At 57.8% G+C, this 17,279-nt stretch carries 14 protein-coding genes; all 14 read right to left on the bottom strand.

Annotated elements, in window-relative coordinates:
- Positions 1 to 136 precede the first annotated feature (136 nt).
- Entirely contained in the window at positions 137 to 418 is a 282-nt protein-coding gene (locus OIE68_RS39885; RefSeq protein WP_327096067.1) for an acyl carrier protein, read from the bottom strand.
- 250 nt (positions 419 to 668) lie between these two features.
- On the bottom strand, positions 669 to 1,469 hold the full coding sequence (gene dpgD / locus OIE68_RS39880) for an enoyl-CoA-hydratase DpgD (protein ID WP_327096066.1): 801 nt from the start codon (positions 1,467 to 1,469) through the stop codon (positions 669 to 671).
- Positions 1,466 to 2,806, bottom strand: a complete 1,341-nt coding sequence (dpgC, locus tag OIE68_RS39875; protein ID WP_327096065.1) for a (3,5-dihydroxyphenyl)acetyl-CoA 1,2-dioxygenase DpgC — start codon at positions 2,804 to 2,806, stop codon at positions 1,466 to 1,468. Before dpgC ends, dpgD begins: the two co-directional genes overlap by 4 nt.
- A gap of 31 nt (positions 2,807 to 2,837) precedes the next feature.
- Positions 2,838 to 3,578: an enoyl-CoA-hydratase DpgB gene (dpgB, locus tag OIE68_RS39870; protein WP_327096064.1), complete on the bottom strand. Its 741-nt coding sequence runs from the start codon at positions 3,576 to 3,578 to the stop codon at positions 2,838 to 2,840.
- 33 nt (positions 3,579 to 3,611) lie between these two features.
- A complete protein-coding gene (gene dpgA, locus OIE68_RS39865) occupies positions 3,612 to 4,700 on the bottom strand; it encodes a 3,5-dihydroxyphenylacetyl-CoA synthase DpgA (RefSeq protein ID WP_327096063.1) in 1,089 nt (362 codons plus the stop codon).
- A gap of 746 nt (positions 4,701 to 5,446) precedes the next feature.
- On the bottom strand, positions 5,447 to 6,643 hold the full coding sequence (locus OIE68_RS39860) for a hypothetical protein (protein ID WP_327096062.1): 1,197 nt from the start codon (positions 6,641 to 6,643) through the stop codon (positions 5,447 to 5,449).
- Positions 6,644 to 6,791: 148 nt separating this feature from the next.
- Positions 6,792 to 6,929: a hypothetical protein gene (locus tag OIE68_RS39855; protein WP_327096061.1), complete on the bottom strand. Its 138-nt coding sequence runs from the start codon at positions 6,927 to 6,929 to the stop codon at positions 6,792 to 6,794.
- Between the two features lie 1,204 nt (positions 6,930 to 8,133).
- Complete coding sequence (locus OIE68_RS39850) at positions 8,134 to 9,273, bottom strand: DUF418 domain-containing protein (RefSeq protein WP_327101983.1); 1,140 nt, start codon at positions 9,271 to 9,273, stop codon at positions 8,134 to 8,136.
- Positions 9,274 to 9,619: 346 nt separating this feature from the next.
- Positions 9,620 to 11,518, bottom strand: a complete 1,899-nt coding sequence (locus OIE68_RS39845; protein ID WP_327096060.1) for a hypothetical protein — start codon at positions 11,516 to 11,518, stop codon at positions 9,620 to 9,622.
- A 183-nt stretch (positions 11,519 to 11,701) separates the two neighbouring features.
- Positions 11,702 to 13,132: an AMP-binding protein gene (locus OIE68_RS39840; protein WP_327096059.1), complete on the bottom strand. Its 1,431-nt coding sequence runs from the start codon at positions 13,130 to 13,132 to the stop codon at positions 11,702 to 11,704.
- Positions 13,126 to 13,677 carry a phosphopantetheine-binding protein gene (locus tag OIE68_RS39835; protein WP_327096058.1) on the bottom strand — a complete coding sequence of 184 codons (552 nt, stop codon included), beginning with the start codon at positions 13,675 to 13,677 and terminating at the stop codon, positions 13,126 to 13,128. The genes OIE68_RS39840 and OIE68_RS39835 overlap by 7 nt, the downstream gene beginning before the upstream one ends.
- The gene (locus OIE68_RS39830; RefSeq protein WP_327096057.1) at positions 13,674 to 15,152 is read right to left on the bottom strand and encodes an AMP-binding protein; all 1,479 of its coding nucleotides are present in this window, start codon (positions 15,150 to 15,152) and stop codon (positions 13,674 to 13,676) included. Before OIE68_RS39830 ends, OIE68_RS39835 begins: the two co-directional genes overlap by 4 nt.
- 267 nt (positions 15,153 to 15,419) lie before the next feature.
- Entirely contained in the window at positions 15,420 to 16,169 is a 750-nt protein-coding gene (locus tag OIE68_RS47290; protein WP_419150631.1) for an IclR family transcriptional regulator, read from the bottom strand.
- A gap of 211 nt (positions 16,170 to 16,380) precedes the next feature.
- Positions 16,381 to 17,154 carry a hypothetical protein gene (locus OIE68_RS39825; protein WP_327096056.1) on the bottom strand — a complete coding sequence of 258 codons (774 nt, stop codon included), beginning with the start codon at positions 17,152 to 17,154 and terminating at the stop codon, positions 16,381 to 16,383.
- Positions 17,155 to 17,279: the final 125 nt, after the last annotated feature.

Raw genomic sequence — 17,279 nt, 5'->3', positions numbered from 1 at the left:
GCCCTATAAGCGCCAGACGGCTCGGGATAATTATCATCAAAACCGCTGTTCAGGGACAAGGAACACGCGAACCGGTTCCGAATCAGCTCCGCTGTGTTCTTCATGCTGGTTTCGTGTCCGCGCATCGTGGTTGCTGTCAACTAGGCCTGCCGCCCAGCATGACGATGGTCTCGGTCAGGGCTCCGATCGAGCTTGCGCTTTCGATCGCTTGGTCCAGCTCAGCCAGTTCGACGTGGAACTCCTCCTCAGCCCGTGCGAGCAGCTGGACAATGGCGATCGAGTCGAATCCGGCGAATTGCTTGAGGGGGGTGTTGTCGTCGATCTCGGATAGGTCGCATCCGGGGGTCAGTTCCACGACCCATGCGGTCAATTGACGCGCTATCGCGGTTGCGTCGTTCGTTTGTGTCTCGTTGCTCACGAGATTGCTCCGTTCTTCTGGGCAGCGGCGGTCGTCTCGATTTCGGCTTCTCGGTGTATCCGGCCAGCACGAGTTTGAATACATCGACGGCGGCGGCGTTCCCGTGGTTCCGACAGCACGACCGGATCGAACTCCTAGGATCTGCGCGAAGCAGTTCTCCGGGGCCGACAGGCTACGGGCGAACGCTATAGCGGCCGACCCAAGACCATGGCACCCCAAGTCAGCCAGACTGTGCGTCGCTGTAATTCGGTCAGACTCCTTGCCATCGGGGCGGGCGCTTCTCGGCGAATGCCGCCGGACCTTCTTTGGCGTCTCGGCTGCGGCGGCGGCGTTCCTCCCAGACGTATTCATGGGCGAACGCCTCTTCCAGCGAAAGGTGTGCAGAGGCGAACGCGGCCTCCTTGATCGCGCGGACCGCCAGTGGAGCGCAGCTCAAGATGTCCCGCACCCAGCCGTCGACACAGACGTCCAGTTGATCGGCGGGCACAACTTCGTTGACCAGGCCAGCACCCCACGCTTGCGCCGCAGTCACCTGTCGCCCGGTGAGTAGATAGCCGAGTGCCTGCCGCATTGGTATCTGCCGTGTCAACCGGAATACGCCACCGGCCCCGGGCACCAGTCCGAGGCGCGCTTCGGGCAACCCGAACACCGCGTTGTCGGCGGCGATGACTATGTCACAGGCGAGGACGAGTTCGAAGCCCCCGCCGAGTGCGTAGCCGTTCACCCGAGCCAGCAGCGGTTTGGCCAGCGTGAACCGTTCGGTCAGTCGAGGCCACCCCGGCCTGCCTCGGCTGCCGAATGTGCTTGGCTCCTCTTCCGATCTATTGCGGCGGTCGAGTTCCTTGAGGTCCTGACCAACTGAGAAGGCGCGCTCGCCTGCTCCGGTGAGCACACCAAGCCATAGGTTGTCGTCGGCCTCGAAGTCGTCCCAGATCTCGGCTAGTTCCTTGTGCATCGCGAGATCCATCGCATTGAGCGCATTCGGTCGATTAAGCGTCATGTACGCGACGTGATCCCGTTTTTCATACCGGACGCGCGGTTCTATTTTCACGCGTCGATACCGCCAACCTTGTCGAGGACGTCCGAGCTATAGATGCGCAGTGCCTGGGCCAGTGCGAACTCGCCCAGGTAGCTGAGGAAATGCAAGGCCGGTTCGTCGGCGAGGTTGAGCATCCTGCGGTTGGCGAGCACTGCTGGCTCAGACAAACGCTCGGCCGCTGCGAGCACGGCGGCGTCCATTGCCTCGGGTTCCACGACGTCATCACAGAGCAGTTTCGCTTCGGGGTCGCGCGCATGGATCCGCCTTCCGGACAGAATGACCTGGCGCGAGAGCCGAGCCCCTAGCAGCCTGCCGAGGCGTAAACCGCCCAGGCCGGGGATGATCCCCTCCTTCGCCGCAGGCAGGCTGAAGTAGGCGTCGGAGGCGGCGATGACATAATCCGTAGCGAGCGCCAGCTGCATTCCGCCGCCGATAGCAAATCTGTCTATGGCCGCCAGCCAGGGCTTTTGCACCGTTCGATCCGGCCAATTCGCTGTGCTATCGAACAGGACGCCGCGGAAGATCTTGTTGATGTAGCCGATTTCGCGGCCGAGCAGGAAATCCACGAACGAGATGCGCCCCGCGTTCAAATCGCGAAGGTTGATACCGGCGCTGAAGACACGTCTGCCGTGGTACTTCGGGTGCATCATCACATCGCCGCGCAGCACACAGACCCGGACCTGGTCGTCCAGGAGCGCGAGGTCGACAGCGGCCTCCATGTCCGCAACGGACGGCGTGTCCTCGGCGTTGAGACAATGGAGATTGCGTATCGTCAGATGCGCGACGGCACCCGCGCGTTCCAGCTGGACCGCGCCCAGGTCCACCTTTCCGATGCGCCGGAACTCTGGCACTAGCGCTAGTGCGCGGTCGGTCGGGCGCATCATGGCATCCATCAGGTGCGGCCCCGCCAAAGGTGAAGTAAGGACCGAGCGGAAGAAGATCGCCTGATCGATCTCCCGGCCCTCCTTGTCGCGTTGAGCCTTGGTCTGCTCGTCGCGCATCTGTTCTTCGTCGGGGACGAGGCCGGGGAACTCCTCGGCGGCCTTGGCCACCAGCTCGGACAATCGGAGCGAGATGCGGTTTCCCTCGGTCAGGTGCTGATAAACCTTTGCGGCGTGCAGCGCGAGGAAGCCCGATCGAGCCAGTCGGGCAGACCGGTGCACGGCTTCGGCCGTGTATTGTTCCTCCGGCGTTCGAAGGGCCTTACGCGGCAGCTGTCCGAGCAGCGCATCGGCATCCCTGGTGAGCGTGCCGACGGCAGCAGTGTCGGCGTCGAATTCCCCTGTGAACATGAAAGGGGCCATGATATGCCGCTCGATGTCGGATCGACCGATCTTCCCAATGGTCATTGGTGAGTTCCTTTGTTCCGGTACCGGTCGCCTACCTACGACGGGCGGGTTCGCCAGCTGATGGGGGAAAAAGCACACCCAAGTTGTCAGATCCACGTGTCAATGCCCTGGAGCAAGCCGCCAGATGGGATCCGAGGGCGTCCTCGAAACTGACGGACGTTGCATCGAGCAACAGCCGCCGCCGGATGGCCAGCTCGGAACCGGCCCGTGTACGCAGGATCGGTATCCGCGCCTCGAGGATGCTGACCGGATCGCCCGTCTCGTCGATCAAACCAATACGCTCCGCGACCGCAGAAGTCATTTCCTCGGCGAACAGCAGGAGCCTGCGAGCAGCCGCCACTCCGAACTGATTGGCCAACCGGTAGAGCCCCATGCCTGGCCAGACGTCGCCGGCGAGCGAAGGAGGGTACAGCCGGGCATCGGCAGTGGCGACCCGATAATCAACGGCGAGCACGACATCGAACGCCGGGCCCCCACAGTTCGCCTCGACCAAGGCCACAGTCACCGCATCGAGCCGCTCAAGGCGGCGCAATGCGAGCTCCCACTTGTTCACCAGGTGGATCTCAACCGGGGCAGGCCACTGACCGGCGGTCGCTGTGTCAGCTCCCGTGAGGCGAATCAGGCACACGAGCGGTGCGCCCGTCCCCTCAGCCGACGAGCAGAACGCGTTCAGCCGATCCACGAGCGCGATAGACAGTGGGGCCGTGCAATCGATTGTGAGGCACCGATCGACGACGTGATTCAAAGGGGAGGCCGATTCTTCTACGGGCATGGTCCTGCCAAACTCCATCTGCGATATCCAGTGCTACCAACGCGCGAGTGCGGCTTCGATCGTGGAGCCGGGACCCATAGTCATGAGGACGCTGTAATCGCCCGGACGTGCCGTGCCCTCTTCAAGCAGCCGTATGTACGAGAACAGGAACGAGCCGCTGGAGAGGTTCCCGAAGTCCCGTAGGACGCCGGTCGTGTGTCGCACGTCATGACCGGTGAGACCCAAGTTGATGCTGACGGCGTCAATAACCTTCTTGCCCCCGGAATGCACCAACCAGTGAGTGATGTCACGGAGGCCGAGCCCGGTGGCCTCAAGAAGCTGCCCCAACGCGGTCTCGGCATTCGCTCCGACTACGTAGGGCACATCACGATCGAGGAAAAAACTGAATTTGCCCTGCTCGTCGTCCCAGTCGTAACGCATCGCATCAATCGCCTCCGGAATCACCAGGCTCGAGAACTTGACGAGCGCGGGGCCTGCGTCGGTGTCGCCATGTCCGGACACCACTGCCGCGGCCGCAGCGCCGTCCCCAAAGAGACTGTTAACGACCGACGTGCGCATCGTGCCGTCGAACACGTAGGCGGCGGAACAGGCCTCCACACACAGCAGAATGGCCAGTTCGCCGGGATGAGCCTTGGCCCAGTTCGCAGCTGCCGCGAGACCGTTGAGACCTGCATTGCATCCCATCCCGACCACGTCCAACCGGGCGCAAGCGGCACTCAGGTTCATTTCGCGGATCAGCAGCGCGCTGATCCCAGGGGTGAGAAGGCCAGTCGAGGTCACGCAGCATAGGTATCGGACATCAGACAGGCTGGCGCCGAGTTGCTTGAGGCACTCCTCGAGTGCCCGAGATCCCATGTCGAGGCACTGGGCACGATGCTTCGCCAACAGCTCCCCTTGTGTCTCCGTCCGTCGTCTACCGTCCGAGCTAACGGGAGGCAGGGTAAGGAAGCGTCGCTCGATCGCACTGTTATGAAACATAGATCGAATTCGCGGATCTTCGATTCCGAACAGCTCCAGTATCTCATCTTGTGAATACGAATTTTCGGGGACGGCGGAGCCCACGCCGATAATTCTGGGAGATTCCGGAGTTGGTTCAATAATGTTAGGACGCCGAATTATCATGCGGAAATCCCAGATTCTCTGAATATCATCTCATTCCCCCAGATCACTCAATGTATAACATGAACGGATGGTACGTTCACGACCCGCCACAGGTCTCCTCGAAACGTCGGCGAGGAACACATTTTTTTTCCAGACCGAATAGCGCGCCGTCCGAGCAGCGACCCTACATCGATAAGCTGCGCGCAACTCCATCAACGCATCGCGCCGGCGACCGAACAGGTCCCATTGGCCCCATGCCAGCGAGAGACTAATCCCGAGAGGTGTCGGGCAGACACGGAGGACACGGGGAATCCGGCATCGCGATAATCGCAGGACCGGCTTCGAAGGGATCGATACCCGGAAGATCGGTTGTTGCTACCACCGTTATGGCCGATAAACTGATGAGCCCAATTATCCCGTATCTCATACGCTATCCTCTGTTTCGCAATGGCCTGCCCGACAACGGAACCAACGCGTCACAGGCTCGCCGGTAACAAGCCCAGAACCGCAGCCCGGAGGGGTGGGCTAAACTTCATCACACATAGAAAGCCCCTCCGGCGCTTCCCATGTGTGAACAAGAGACCATGGAGGGCCCCCCGCGTCGTCACGAGCATGAGTCGTCAACCCGCGCACCCCACCTTCGTATTCTTTGCGATTCTCGATACATAGCCGCAATATTCTATTCACCGAACCACTCCGAATCAATAGGAGATGTGGATATTATCAACTATGCGGTGCCCGTCGGAAGGAGAACCCTCCATCTAATGTCAGGAAGGTGTTGCACCATTGAAAAGCAGGCCGTTTTGCAGCGTTGGAAGACAGCCCCGGCTGCAGCAATCTCCGACCAGATCGTTATCACGAGTCATAAAGGGATGAATTATGCCCGGGCGCGGAGCGAGCTCCGACAGCCTAATCGTCCGACCTGCACGCGGCAGCTCCACCTCGGCATCGTTGGTGACTACGTCAAGATGTATGTCTGTTAGATAGTCAACTATTTCGAAAGGTTGATTGTGACTGCCAAATCCAATATGAAGTCCGGGGAAGCGTTCGTTCAAATGCGAGTTGTGTGCAGCGAACGTCGTACACCCGGCATTCGTGCCGAACCCGAGCTCACCAACCCGGTTTCCATGTGGGCGGCGAAAGCAGGCTTGAGCCAACTCGAGAAGATCGTCGTCAGCGCATTCTAGGTGCGTCGCTAGCGAGTCCTCGACGGTAATAGAAATGGGGTTGACCTCGAGTCTCGGATCCAGTGTATGGACAACATTGACCCGCATTGCCCCGTCAGCGACTATTCTTCCATTGACGCTTTTTGCATATGTCGCCAGTTCGCCGGCCGGGAGGACGGTGAACACTCCTGGCCGCCAGGCACCCCGTACGCTCACCCAATCGTATCTGTCGTGATCGAATTCAATTAGAACGTCCGTGCCTGCCGTATTCCTGACGCGGATCTCGTTCTCGGACCGAAAAAGCTCGAGCAGTGTGGCATTACGCTGCGAGATTTCTTGGGGACTCGATTTAAGTCCGTAATAGAAAAGTTCGTCCGATGCGCTGATAATACGAAAAAGCTTGACGCGGCTCTTTCCGTATTCGGAAATGATCTCCTCGAATACATCCGAATTCGTGATACCCTCGGCCTCGAGGGTTATTACACAGAGCTTCCCCGGCGACCGCGCCAAGTCTGGAAGGAATCGCCCAAGCTCCTCTCGAAGTCCCAGATCAGAGTACGGCCGCATAGCCACGGCATCGTTTGAAATGCCCCGACTATCGAGCTCAATCTTCAGATATGCAGCATATTCTCGACAGGGAGGCGTGTACACAACAATGCAACTGTCACCATCTCGAATGCTCAGGTACGCGTCAAGCAGATCTCTCACGCCAGACAGGATTTTGTTCTCGCGCTGTTGATCGCTTACCTCCCCGCTGCCATCAGAGCACTCTTCAATTCTATCGACGATGTCACTCACGGAACAGTCTCGATTCAGGCCTAGGCGCGGGTTCTGGGCATTCAGCCGGACCCGCGACGTGAACGAAGGCGCCTATATGAGTAGGCAGTCTGTCGGCTGACATTACATGCACTCGCGTCGACAGGCTGCCTACCCTTTTAGAGGGCTATTAGACTGCGACCGCGTAAGCCCGGACCCACGCAACCTTGCCGGTTTTGAGGATCTCGTCCGCCATAGTCGGATCGGAGGCATGCTCCCGCTCGCTTGCCCGCAGTTCCTCCATCACGCGCTTCACGTTTGCGCCCATGTTAATCAACCTCTCTTTCGACTTCACCCCCGAATGAAAACTTCGGGCGGGGTAAATCCCCAAAGCCAGGCTATACGACCCGGTTTGAGTGGTGAAGAACGTTCGGGCCATATGTTGTGCGCGAGGTCTTATTTTTCACCAGGCACAAGAAACACACCTACATCTTGGTCGTCCTGAAAATCTTCGCCGCGTCTCTTTCCGCCGCACGAAAACCGAGGAGACCTTAGCAGTGTTGTCTCATGGCGTGAGCACCCGTCGCGAGCCGGAGTTCGACTCGCTTACTGAGCCCAATTCAGCGTGCCCTCGGGGGCAACGTGGGCGCCTCCCGCTGAGGCGCGGGGCGCATTACTCGCCATATGGACGATTGACGTGCGGGGACGGCACAGACTTTCGAGAGCATCTGCGGTTCGAGCCCCTGAGACGTTCGCCCGCCGAGCCTCGAACACGGTGATGACCATCGACCACCGGGCCAGCCCGCAATCGGTACAGCGCCAGCAATCAGACTTCTGCTCCGCGCCCGGTGCCGGGCAGGTGCCGTTCGAGGACCCGCAGTGCTCGAACGAGAAGCCCGATCAGCGACTCGCCAACGCACGTCGAGCCCGGTCAGCGCTGGCCCCGGCCCCGTGTCGAGGTGGTCACTCGATGCAGCTTCCACACTCTCTTGACTCTTCTCATAGGGTGGTGACTGCCTCTGCATCGAGCGGCCGTCCCCCCGCCAAACCGGATGTCGAGCACACCTGCCCCGCAGATGACGTTGCTGCGGCGACGATCGATATCGGGCTCATAGTCAAAGTTCCGGGCGCGGCCGGGGTTCGTGAACAGGCGGGAGACCTCTTCCTGCCTCTCGTCGTAGCCGAAGGCCATTCTGAAGACGGCCCGTGCGGGCGGTGGGAGAGGACAGGAGCCGGTCGGCAGAGTCACCGCGTTTCAGCTCTTCCGGAGGCTGTGCCCCGGCGGGTGGCCCGGAACAGCTGGTGAGGCCCAGATCGGTCGCGGTGCGACGGCTACATCGAATCCAAACTGCCAGCATCTGTTCAGTGCACAGCATCAACGCGGGCCGCGCGGTGGCGAGGCGACGACGCCGGGCGGGCAATGAATGCGCTCAACCACAGTGACCAATGCCCGTCGCCGCTCCGCCGCCAACTCGACTGTCGCCAGTGGAACGCACGCTCTCAAACCAGCCGCCATTGAGAACACGAGCAGGTCAGGAAGGACCTGTCCCCGTCGGGACACTAGTGCCTTTCGCACCGGCGAGGCCGTACGTGAACAATCTCAGAACCCACTCGATGGGCCCGTGCTGGAATCGACGGACATACCACGCACTAACTCCGAGCTGGATCGCATAGATCACGACGGCGGTGCCGACCAGGAGAACCTCGGGCAACCGACCTGCCAAAGCGAATCCATACCCGGTGAAGAGAATTGCACCAATCAGTGACTGCGCAATGTAGTTCGTCGCGGCAACCCTGCCCGCTGGGGCGAAGATTGTCACCAGGGCATATCGCGAGTGTGCCAGGCGCAGCAGGGTCGCCGCGTAGGCCATGGTGAGTAACGGTGAAGCAACCATGAACAACGCCACGACCCAAGGCTTGTGGATCAGCATCGCCGCCAGCGTCAACGGCGCGCCGAGTCCGAGACCGATCACCTGCGCGCGCGGAAGCATTGGGAGGTATCGAACCGGGTCTTCCAGCAGCCGAATCTTGCCAGCCGCCAGTCCAACAAGGAATAGCGGCAACACGAGCAGTGCGAACTGAAGATGCGCGAACGGATGAGACGTGAACTCCTGCCAGCGTGCGAGAATTAGAGGAAGACCACCTGTGCGGATGATTCCGATCATTTCAGATTTTGTACGGTGACCCTCATCAGCAGATACACCGAGGACAGCGAGGATCGTAGAAAGAGCGATCACCACCGAATACATCAGACCCGCCACCGTCAATACGAAACGCGCCCGCATCGCGCTCAGTAGCAGTAACACCACTCCAGCCGCGCCATAGACAGTGAGAACGTCCCCCGTGAACAGAAGCACTGCGTGTGCGATGCCGATGAGCGCCAGCGTCGTGCAACGCCGGATGATCCGCCACTTCGCAGGAACACCGGCCCGGTTCGCCGAACGAATCTGCAGTGTAATCGAATAGCCGAACAAGAACGAAAAGAGAGGATAGAATTTTCCGACGAATACGAATACCAGCGTATTATCGAGCGGACCTGCGCTCAGGCCCCAAGGAACGTTCATTTGGGTGATATTGACCAAATAGATTCCGCCGAGGGAGAAGCCTCGTAACATATCCACCGTACCGATACGAGACGCTGGATGATACGAAGGGGCCGAAAGAACTTTCATAGATTTCACAGGCTGAAGGTTAAGCGGATTCATCAGGCACGCACAGTACTCTCTCCCCCATTACCCTGTTACCTCAGCCAGCCGTCTTGCCGCCCATATCAACGCGACAGTGCCAACTCTACCTGCGAGTGCCCTATCCAACGACCATCCGCCACTGGCCGGCGAGGGCATTCACACTGCGGCATCGACTCACCAGTAGGACTCATGTGCCCACCGTTATCGAGATGAGTCGAACTGAATGCCGAGGATCGCCGGTAGATCCACGAGCCCGACATATCGGATCGACTTCGAGGATTCGAGGCCGTCGGGCTGCGCATCCACCACGTGCGCTTAATTTTGCGGGTATCTATTCGTCAGATGACACATGAATCAGGCATCGAGCGATGTGCCTCAGTGTCAAGGGCTTCCTAACGTGTGCTGGAGTCAACCCGGTCAGGCCCTGACGACGAAGAGTCTCGACGACCGCAGGCCACAACAGAAGTCGCCCACCTGCCTGACTATATGTGAGCGCTAGGTTCTCAAATGGCGCCCCATGCACATTTTCCAGCGATCGGCACAACTCAACCTCCCCTCGGGTGCTCGCTGTCAGTTGCGGCCAGCCCTGTGAGGGGCACCACTCGGCGACAACTTGCATGCTTAGAGGCGAGTCGTCGCGTCTATTCACCAGTTTGTATCGGTGAGGTGCACAGACGTCCGTTCTGTCAGCCAGGCGCGAAAGAAGCATTTCGTGCACGTCGAACGGGGACCAATCTGGATGTAATTCGACGACAGCGACAACTTCATCGTTCCGTATTTCCAGCCTCGACCATTTCACGCCGACGCAGGAATCGACCATATCCTGAATCACCTCCAGTCGTACCCACAAGTTGCGAACGGTAGCCGTCCCGCAGTCCTGCCGCAGAAACGCTGCCGGCAACATTCCATCCAGTTCCGCTATGGTGAGAGCCGGGCTATTCACAATCCGAGCGAGCACACGAGGTAAGATGTCTACCATGCTGTTGACGGTCCTAACCGGTATATGCGCGGTATCGATATTTACCTCGACCATGCAATCTCCTCGGCCATTTCCGATTGCCGGACCGAGGTAGATCGACACCGAATTATGCTGCGGCGCACCGTCGGCGTCGTCTAAATGCTGGAATCTTAGCCGAGGAGTCGGGCTATCAACGGTAGCGATCTCCAAGCCTGGATTCGGTCCACCTTGAAAATTGAACATGAACGGAACCGGCCGCCCGATTCCTCTGTCAGCGCAGGCGCTCATCTGTGTGCCGAACTGCGCATCAGCATCGAATCCGCGCTGACGCCGATACGCAGCCGTCACACTGTGCTTGATGCTGTCGGACACCTCTCGGATCGTCCCCTCGGAAGGAACATGAGTCGCGAGACCGACAGGTAGCATTTGACAATCGATGCCGCGGTCATCCTTCGAACGATTGTGAAGCACCACCGCAAAGTAAACCCAAGGCATGCCGGAAAACCGGCTCAATAACCAGCTGAAAATAAGCAGAAACAACTGAGCCCGCGACATCGCAAGTACCCGCGCCGCGTGGTCAACCAACGGCAGAATCCCGTCGAAGTATGCTCTTATCAGCACGTACCTCTTCGATGAATCCGCCACATCGATTGGAGGTACGACAATCTGAGGGACAACAGCCTGAGGCATTACTTCGGACGCTTTCCAAACAGTCGAGCGCTTAGCATCCCGATTCGCGCGGTCAATCGGCTGCAGGGTTGGACTAGGAATTTTCCGGCCAGCACATAGATCCAGCAATTCTGACTGCCAATTGCGTAGACCCTGACCGTCTGTGACGATGTGCTCGCATCGCAGCCCGATACTGCGTACAAGACCGTTCTTTGCGTAGATGCGGATATCCCATAACGGTCCGTTGAACATCGAACCGGACGCCAGGGGAATAGTCGCAGTTCGCGAGAAGTCATCGACAGCCGACAAGGAGACTACTGAGACAGGTAGTGTAAAGTACTCCTCATCGTACACCACTTGGATAGGCACTCCATCCGGGCCTTGCACAAAGGCCGTCCTGAGAACTTCATGGTGACCCACTTGGTTCGCAAGGGCACGAAGCACGACATCAACAGGTGGGCTGCCCGGGATGTCCCAATTCTGATGAAGCGGGGGCAAGGGCTCGCCCTGCTCTCGAAAATGTAGTCCAACCCAGACAAGTTGTTGGGCGAGACTCAATGGACCCACTCGGATTACCGGGAACGATTCACCACGGTTACGCATCGGCTAGGCCTCCTTCGCGCGCCGAATAGTGCTTACACGCCGTGTAGATCTGCCCATGACAGTCGACACAATCACAATGTGAAACGGATAGGTTGGGCGCGAAGCACGACTGGCGCGTGCAGAAGTCCGATATACGCAGCCGACGGGCCGACGGTCCCGGAATCGTCTTCAGCACCATCAGGGTTAGTCATCCAATCGAGCTCTTGAACGGTCGATATGCAATATCGACGCACGATCCCGCAATGTTCCATAATCAATCTTTCCGCTTGCCGTTACCGGTAGCGAGTCGATCATTGAAGTGCGGATATCAGATCTCGAAATATTGAATGCCGCGCAAATAGCGTCAATAGACTTCGCGAGTCTGGAACCATAAGGTGCGACGTGAAACACGAATATTTCATTGTCGGTGCCCGAAACTGCCACGTCGCCGACGATAGCTAGCGCAGCTTGTACTTCATCGAGACATATACGCCGGCCATGGATCTTCGAGATCCTCTTTAAACGTCCGGTCAGATAGAGGAAACCGTCCTCAATTACGCCGAGGTCGCCAGTCTGTAGAACACCGCCGAGCTCGTCCCCCTTTTCCAGATCCGTTCGGCTCGATGCATAACCCATCATGACATTCGGACCCCTATATATCACTTCACCACCACGTATCCCGTCCAGCGCGGGACCTACGGTCACCGATCCCCCCGGAATGGCCTTACCAACAGATCCGATACGGTCCGGCCGCTCGACGATATCGACACACGAGATACGCGCAGTCGCTTCCGTTTGACCATACATCGCTATGAATCGACCATCGTGGCGATCGGCTAGCTCAACGTAGCGGCGAGCGACCTCGTCGTGAAGGCGCCCTCCCGACTGTGTCAGGGTCTTGAGGCGGCCCGGCCACGATCGGCTGAACATACGCCACGCAGCATCGTAGACGAGCGGTACACCTGCGAACGAAGTCGCATCCCGCTCACAGAACGTGCGCCAAAAGTCCGGTTGGGTTGGAGAATCGCCGGTAATGACCACCGACGCTCCGGCGAAGAGGTGACTGTTCAGGACAGAGAGCCCATAGCAGTAATGCAACGGCAAGGAGTTAATCGCGCGGTCGGCTGAATCGATACGCAGGCCTTCACAGATTGATTCGGCGTTAGCGAGGATGTTAGCTGACGACAGCCGCACACCCTGCGGCTTTCCGGTACTTCCAGACGTCAACAGGACGGTGGAAAGATCCGGATGAAGCGATTTCTTGTCGGCAAACGGGCCCTTCAGAATCGCAAAGGGTCCGAAAGCACTGATGTTACGGTAGTCGCTCACTACTGCGGAAGAAGCGGAGGACAGCGCAAACAATTCCGGTTCAAACGCATTGGCTATGCCGGCAATCTGAGAGGCCGTAAATCGTGGCGGCAGAAGTAGCGCTACATGCTGCGACTCCAGTATCGCTAGATACAGGACAACGAAATCGACCGAGGCTTCTGCTCCTATTGCAATAAGCGATCTTTTAGGCAGGAATTCAAGCATCCGAAGCGCACGATCGACAGACTCCCGGAGTGCACCGTATTTGATCTGGGTGCCGTCCGGCAGCACTAACGCCGTATCGCTTGCCGCACCTTGTGCTAACACGGGCGCGCCCGACGATGGTCCTCGATCAGAAACGCCAGTCCGTTCGCTGTAGCTGCGCGGAATACTTCGCCGAGTTGTAGTTCGATACCGAACTTCTCTTCCAGAAGAGAGCTGAGTCGCACCGCCGCGGCTGAGTCGACTCCGATGTCAACGAAGTCGTCCCTCATGCCGATAATCGGAGTCCGCGTCACCGCCACAAGCATGGAGATGATCGAGCTCTCGGTATCCGTCGATGCAGGTTCGTAGACGGCAAGATACGTTTCAGGCAAACGGCCTACAATAGCCGCGACTTCTTCAGGATTCGCATATCCCTGAGTATCTCTGGGCAGCTTGTCGACAAGCGCAACGGTCGTCAGCACTTCATTTTCGTTCGACGTCGCGAGTACATGGTTGCGGATTTCTACCGCGTTCGCAAAGGACTTTGGAACGATAGCAAGACCGACAGTACCATGATTCAGGATCTCGAACGCTTCGGCGTCAGCGACATCCTCATGCGACATAGCGGCTCTTTTGATCCCAACAAGAACATCACTAACAACCGTCATTTCGGTTGACCTTTCTCCGGAATCTTACTAGATAGCGACAACTTCGACCGCTCAATCTTTCCGGCCTCGTTGCGTGGGATAGCATCTACAATCTCGATCTTCTTCGGTACTTTGTGAATCGAGAGCTCCCTCCGACAGAACTCACGAATCTCTTGCGCCCGTATCGAGGAACCGCCTTCTATCACGATCATCGCGTGAGGGATGGCACCGAAAGCAGGATCCTCTGCCGCGAAAACAGCTACGTCCACGACTCCTCCGACCCGAAGAATTGCCGCCTCAATTTCGTCGGGATATACATTTGCCCCGCCAACTGAGAAGACATCCGTCCGCCGCCCGTCGAGATACAGATAGCCGTCGCGGTCGAGGCGGCCTTGGTCACCTACCGTCTGAAATCCCGATCGCGAATATTGAACAGCTTCGTGATGAGCGGGGCGCATGCCCTTGCCGGCCGCAGTCCGCATGTAAACCGTTCCCGGCTCACCATGCGGCACAGGTGTGCCATTCTCACCGAGCACCTGTACCTGAGTGAGAAAGCCCCGTCCAACTGTTCCTGGACGCTCAAGCCATTCATGACCATTGCATAGCGTCATACCTATTTGCTCGGTCGCACCGTAGGCTTCGAATAGTCGGTCCGGCCCCAAATAGTCGAGCCAGAATCTCTTTGTTCTAACATCGCAGGGTGCAGCGGTATGGAGAAGCCCTCGTAGTGCGCTCACGGCACTCTTCGGGGGTGCGCCCCCCTCCATCATTCGCCTCATGTGTGTAGGTGTGACTTGGACCCATTGTATTCTTTCGCGTTGGAGCACGTTCCATGTTCTTTCCGCCGAGAAGGTGCCCTGTAGCATGATCGTGTGCCCGGCAAATACTCCGGACAGAAAGGTCCTAAAGGGCGCCGAATGATACAGCGGACCTACGATCAGTTGCCGCATTCCCTGGGTCCAGCCAGCCCCTTCAAGCAAAAGCCTATATCCTCCCATTGGCCCGAGCGCTCCACCATCGATGTACCCATCGATTAGCCTTGGCACTCCAGACGTTCCACCGCCTGCCAAGAGGTACTCCGGACTTGGTTCTGACGCCTTCGGTCGGTCCTCCCTGGCAAAACAGGCAGAATCGAGCGCTCCGGTCTGCGGGTTCAGCTCATATACTTTTGCAAACCTTCTTGCTGCCGCGGTGAACAATCGATGTCTCTCGGGCTGCGGAGAACGAGCGTTGATCGGAGCGCACCCGATACCCGCCCGAAGTATCGCCAGGATCGCCGCTGCGCTCTCGAGGCGATTGCTCGCCTCGACGATAATCAGCGACTTTTCGTCGAACTCAATACTTCGCAAATACTGATCTGCGAGTGCGGCGGTAATCCGATCCAGATCACGCCACGTCAATGTATTTTCAATTTTGACGCCTACCTCGGCGACTGCCGGGCGTTCCGGGTGCTGCCTGGCCATCAAGTCGAGCTGCCCGGATATCAGCGCTTTCACATCAACCGCCTTTCAGGCCCGTGAATCCTCTTCTAGTATTTCCCAAGCTAATCATGCGCACTCAGGACTGACAAGGAGGAATCACTGTTGAGACAACGCGTCTTGGACTTTGAAATTCATCCAAGGCATAGATCGGGACCGTAGCAGATCCTTTTCTGGATCATGAGCAGACGTCCGATTGCGATTGACTCAGACTAAACCCCATCAAGCTCGATTAGGTAGATGAATGCTTGATCTTGGATTGCAGTGCCGGAGGATCCAACGGTATCAAGGATTTGGATACTCCTCGGTCCAACCGAGATCGGATCCGATTTCTGTAGCGGCCGTCAGTACAGATTCCGTCACGCATTCCCGGCCCTTTGTATCGCTCATTCGAGCATATGGAGCAGTGATGGTCACCGATGCAACCACGGTGCCCGTTGACCGTACTATAGGTGCCGACACTGACCATGGAGCGTGTGCGGCCAATGGACCGACCGCATAGCCTCGTCTTCTCACATCATCCAGTCGGCGAAGGAAGTCCGTCATCGGTTGTGTCTCAGAAGAAAACTCTGCAGAAGCGAATGACCGCACGATCTGTTCATCGCACCACGCAAGAATCGCCTCGGCCCCTGTTTCGTTGATGGATAGCTCCTGACCGATTCTTATGTCCGGCTTCGTATCAAACCGCGATTCGACGATCGCGAGGCATATGACACGATTCTGAACTCGTTCAGAAAGAAATACAGTCTCACCACAGGCGTCGTTTGCGCGCCTGATCGAGGCATGGGGTGTCACTAGCTTATCCGCGTGGAGAGGGCGATAACTCTCAGTCAGAGTCTTTGCGGTCGGACCGAGATAGATCCTTCTGGTCACGTGGGATCTCGTGACATATAGCTCCTTCTCCAGCACCGAGACGATCCTATGAGTACTGGCAGGTGCCACCTTAAGTCGTCTCGATATCTCCGAGAGTGAGAGCCCGTGGGGCTCGGATGCAAGCAGCCTTAGAATGTTCAGAGCTCTTGAAACTGTCTGCATCCTCTACCATTTCTCGTCTCCGGTACCCGAGTGGACCAATATGCCACTCGAGAAGTTCGTTTCCCTCCGATGATCGCCAATACGCGCATGTCAGCGGCTGACTGCTGGACTGCACGCGCTTAGCGTATCGGTGACTAGGTAGATGGCCGTCAATCGCCTGCGCCCATCAAAAGAAGCTCAAACTAAAATTGTTGGCCAATTCTCGGCCTCGTCAAAAGGTGATGTTCTGTACGATTTCGGCAACTTCGCGAGATGCCATGAGATTCTCATGAGAGCTCTCGGAGTACAAACATCCCGCGTATCCCAGCTCGGCGTAATCCTTGGATATGATATTCGTTCCCCGCTCGAAGCCGGCCTGACCCTGGGCATGGATTGCCATTACTAGATAGATAACATAGGCGGAAAAGATGTCGATGATGTCGTTCTTGATTCGGGCACTGAACGATGCTCGTTCCGCCACTCTCGAGACTATGTCGCTGTAAACGTCGATCAGAATTCCGCCCTCTTCGTGCAGTTCCTTGCCAGCGACCAGGTCTTCGATTCGAATTCTCAGTAGAGCGTCTTCATCGGCGTAGTGCCGGACGAGGTTGAGGCTTTTGTGGAATTCATCGATTAGCATTCTCCGATCGAGCCAGACGGTATCGAGGGTGATCAGTTTCACCCGTCGTCCAAGGGTTTGTTCGAATGCCTTGGCCAATTCCGCCGCGATATGCCCACCAGAGCAGTATCCAACTATGGCGCGGACGTCCAAGAGCGAATCTGCAACTGTTTGGACTATATCCCGGACTGTCCGATCGAGTGTGTCGCCCGCCGACAGCATAGTGTGGGTTCCGGTTTGACAACGGTAGAGTGTCACATTGCTCTTGATCAAACCCGCCAGATCCTCTAGCTGAGCGCCTGATCTGAACCCAGCGAAGTCTATTCCCAGGATAGCGCGCGAAGTCGCTCCATTTAGACGCTCGATGGAAGCGATTCGTGCAGACAAATTTCCCCTCCTAATGGTGACACAGATACGGCGGGAGCGACCGGAAAGAATAGTACATCAATCGCGGATCAGCACGACTTACTCGCTCAATTCGATCTCGCCTCAGCGCAGAAAACTGTCGAATA

The sequence above is a fragment of the Nocardia vinacea genome, assembly GCF_035920345.1.
Classification (GTDB): Bacteria; Actinomycetota; Actinomycetes; order Mycobacteriales; family Mycobacteriaceae; genus Nocardia; species Nocardia vinacea_A.
The sequence above is the reverse complement of the archived record's forward strand: the minus strand, read 5'-3'. Positions and strand labels throughout refer to the sequence as shown.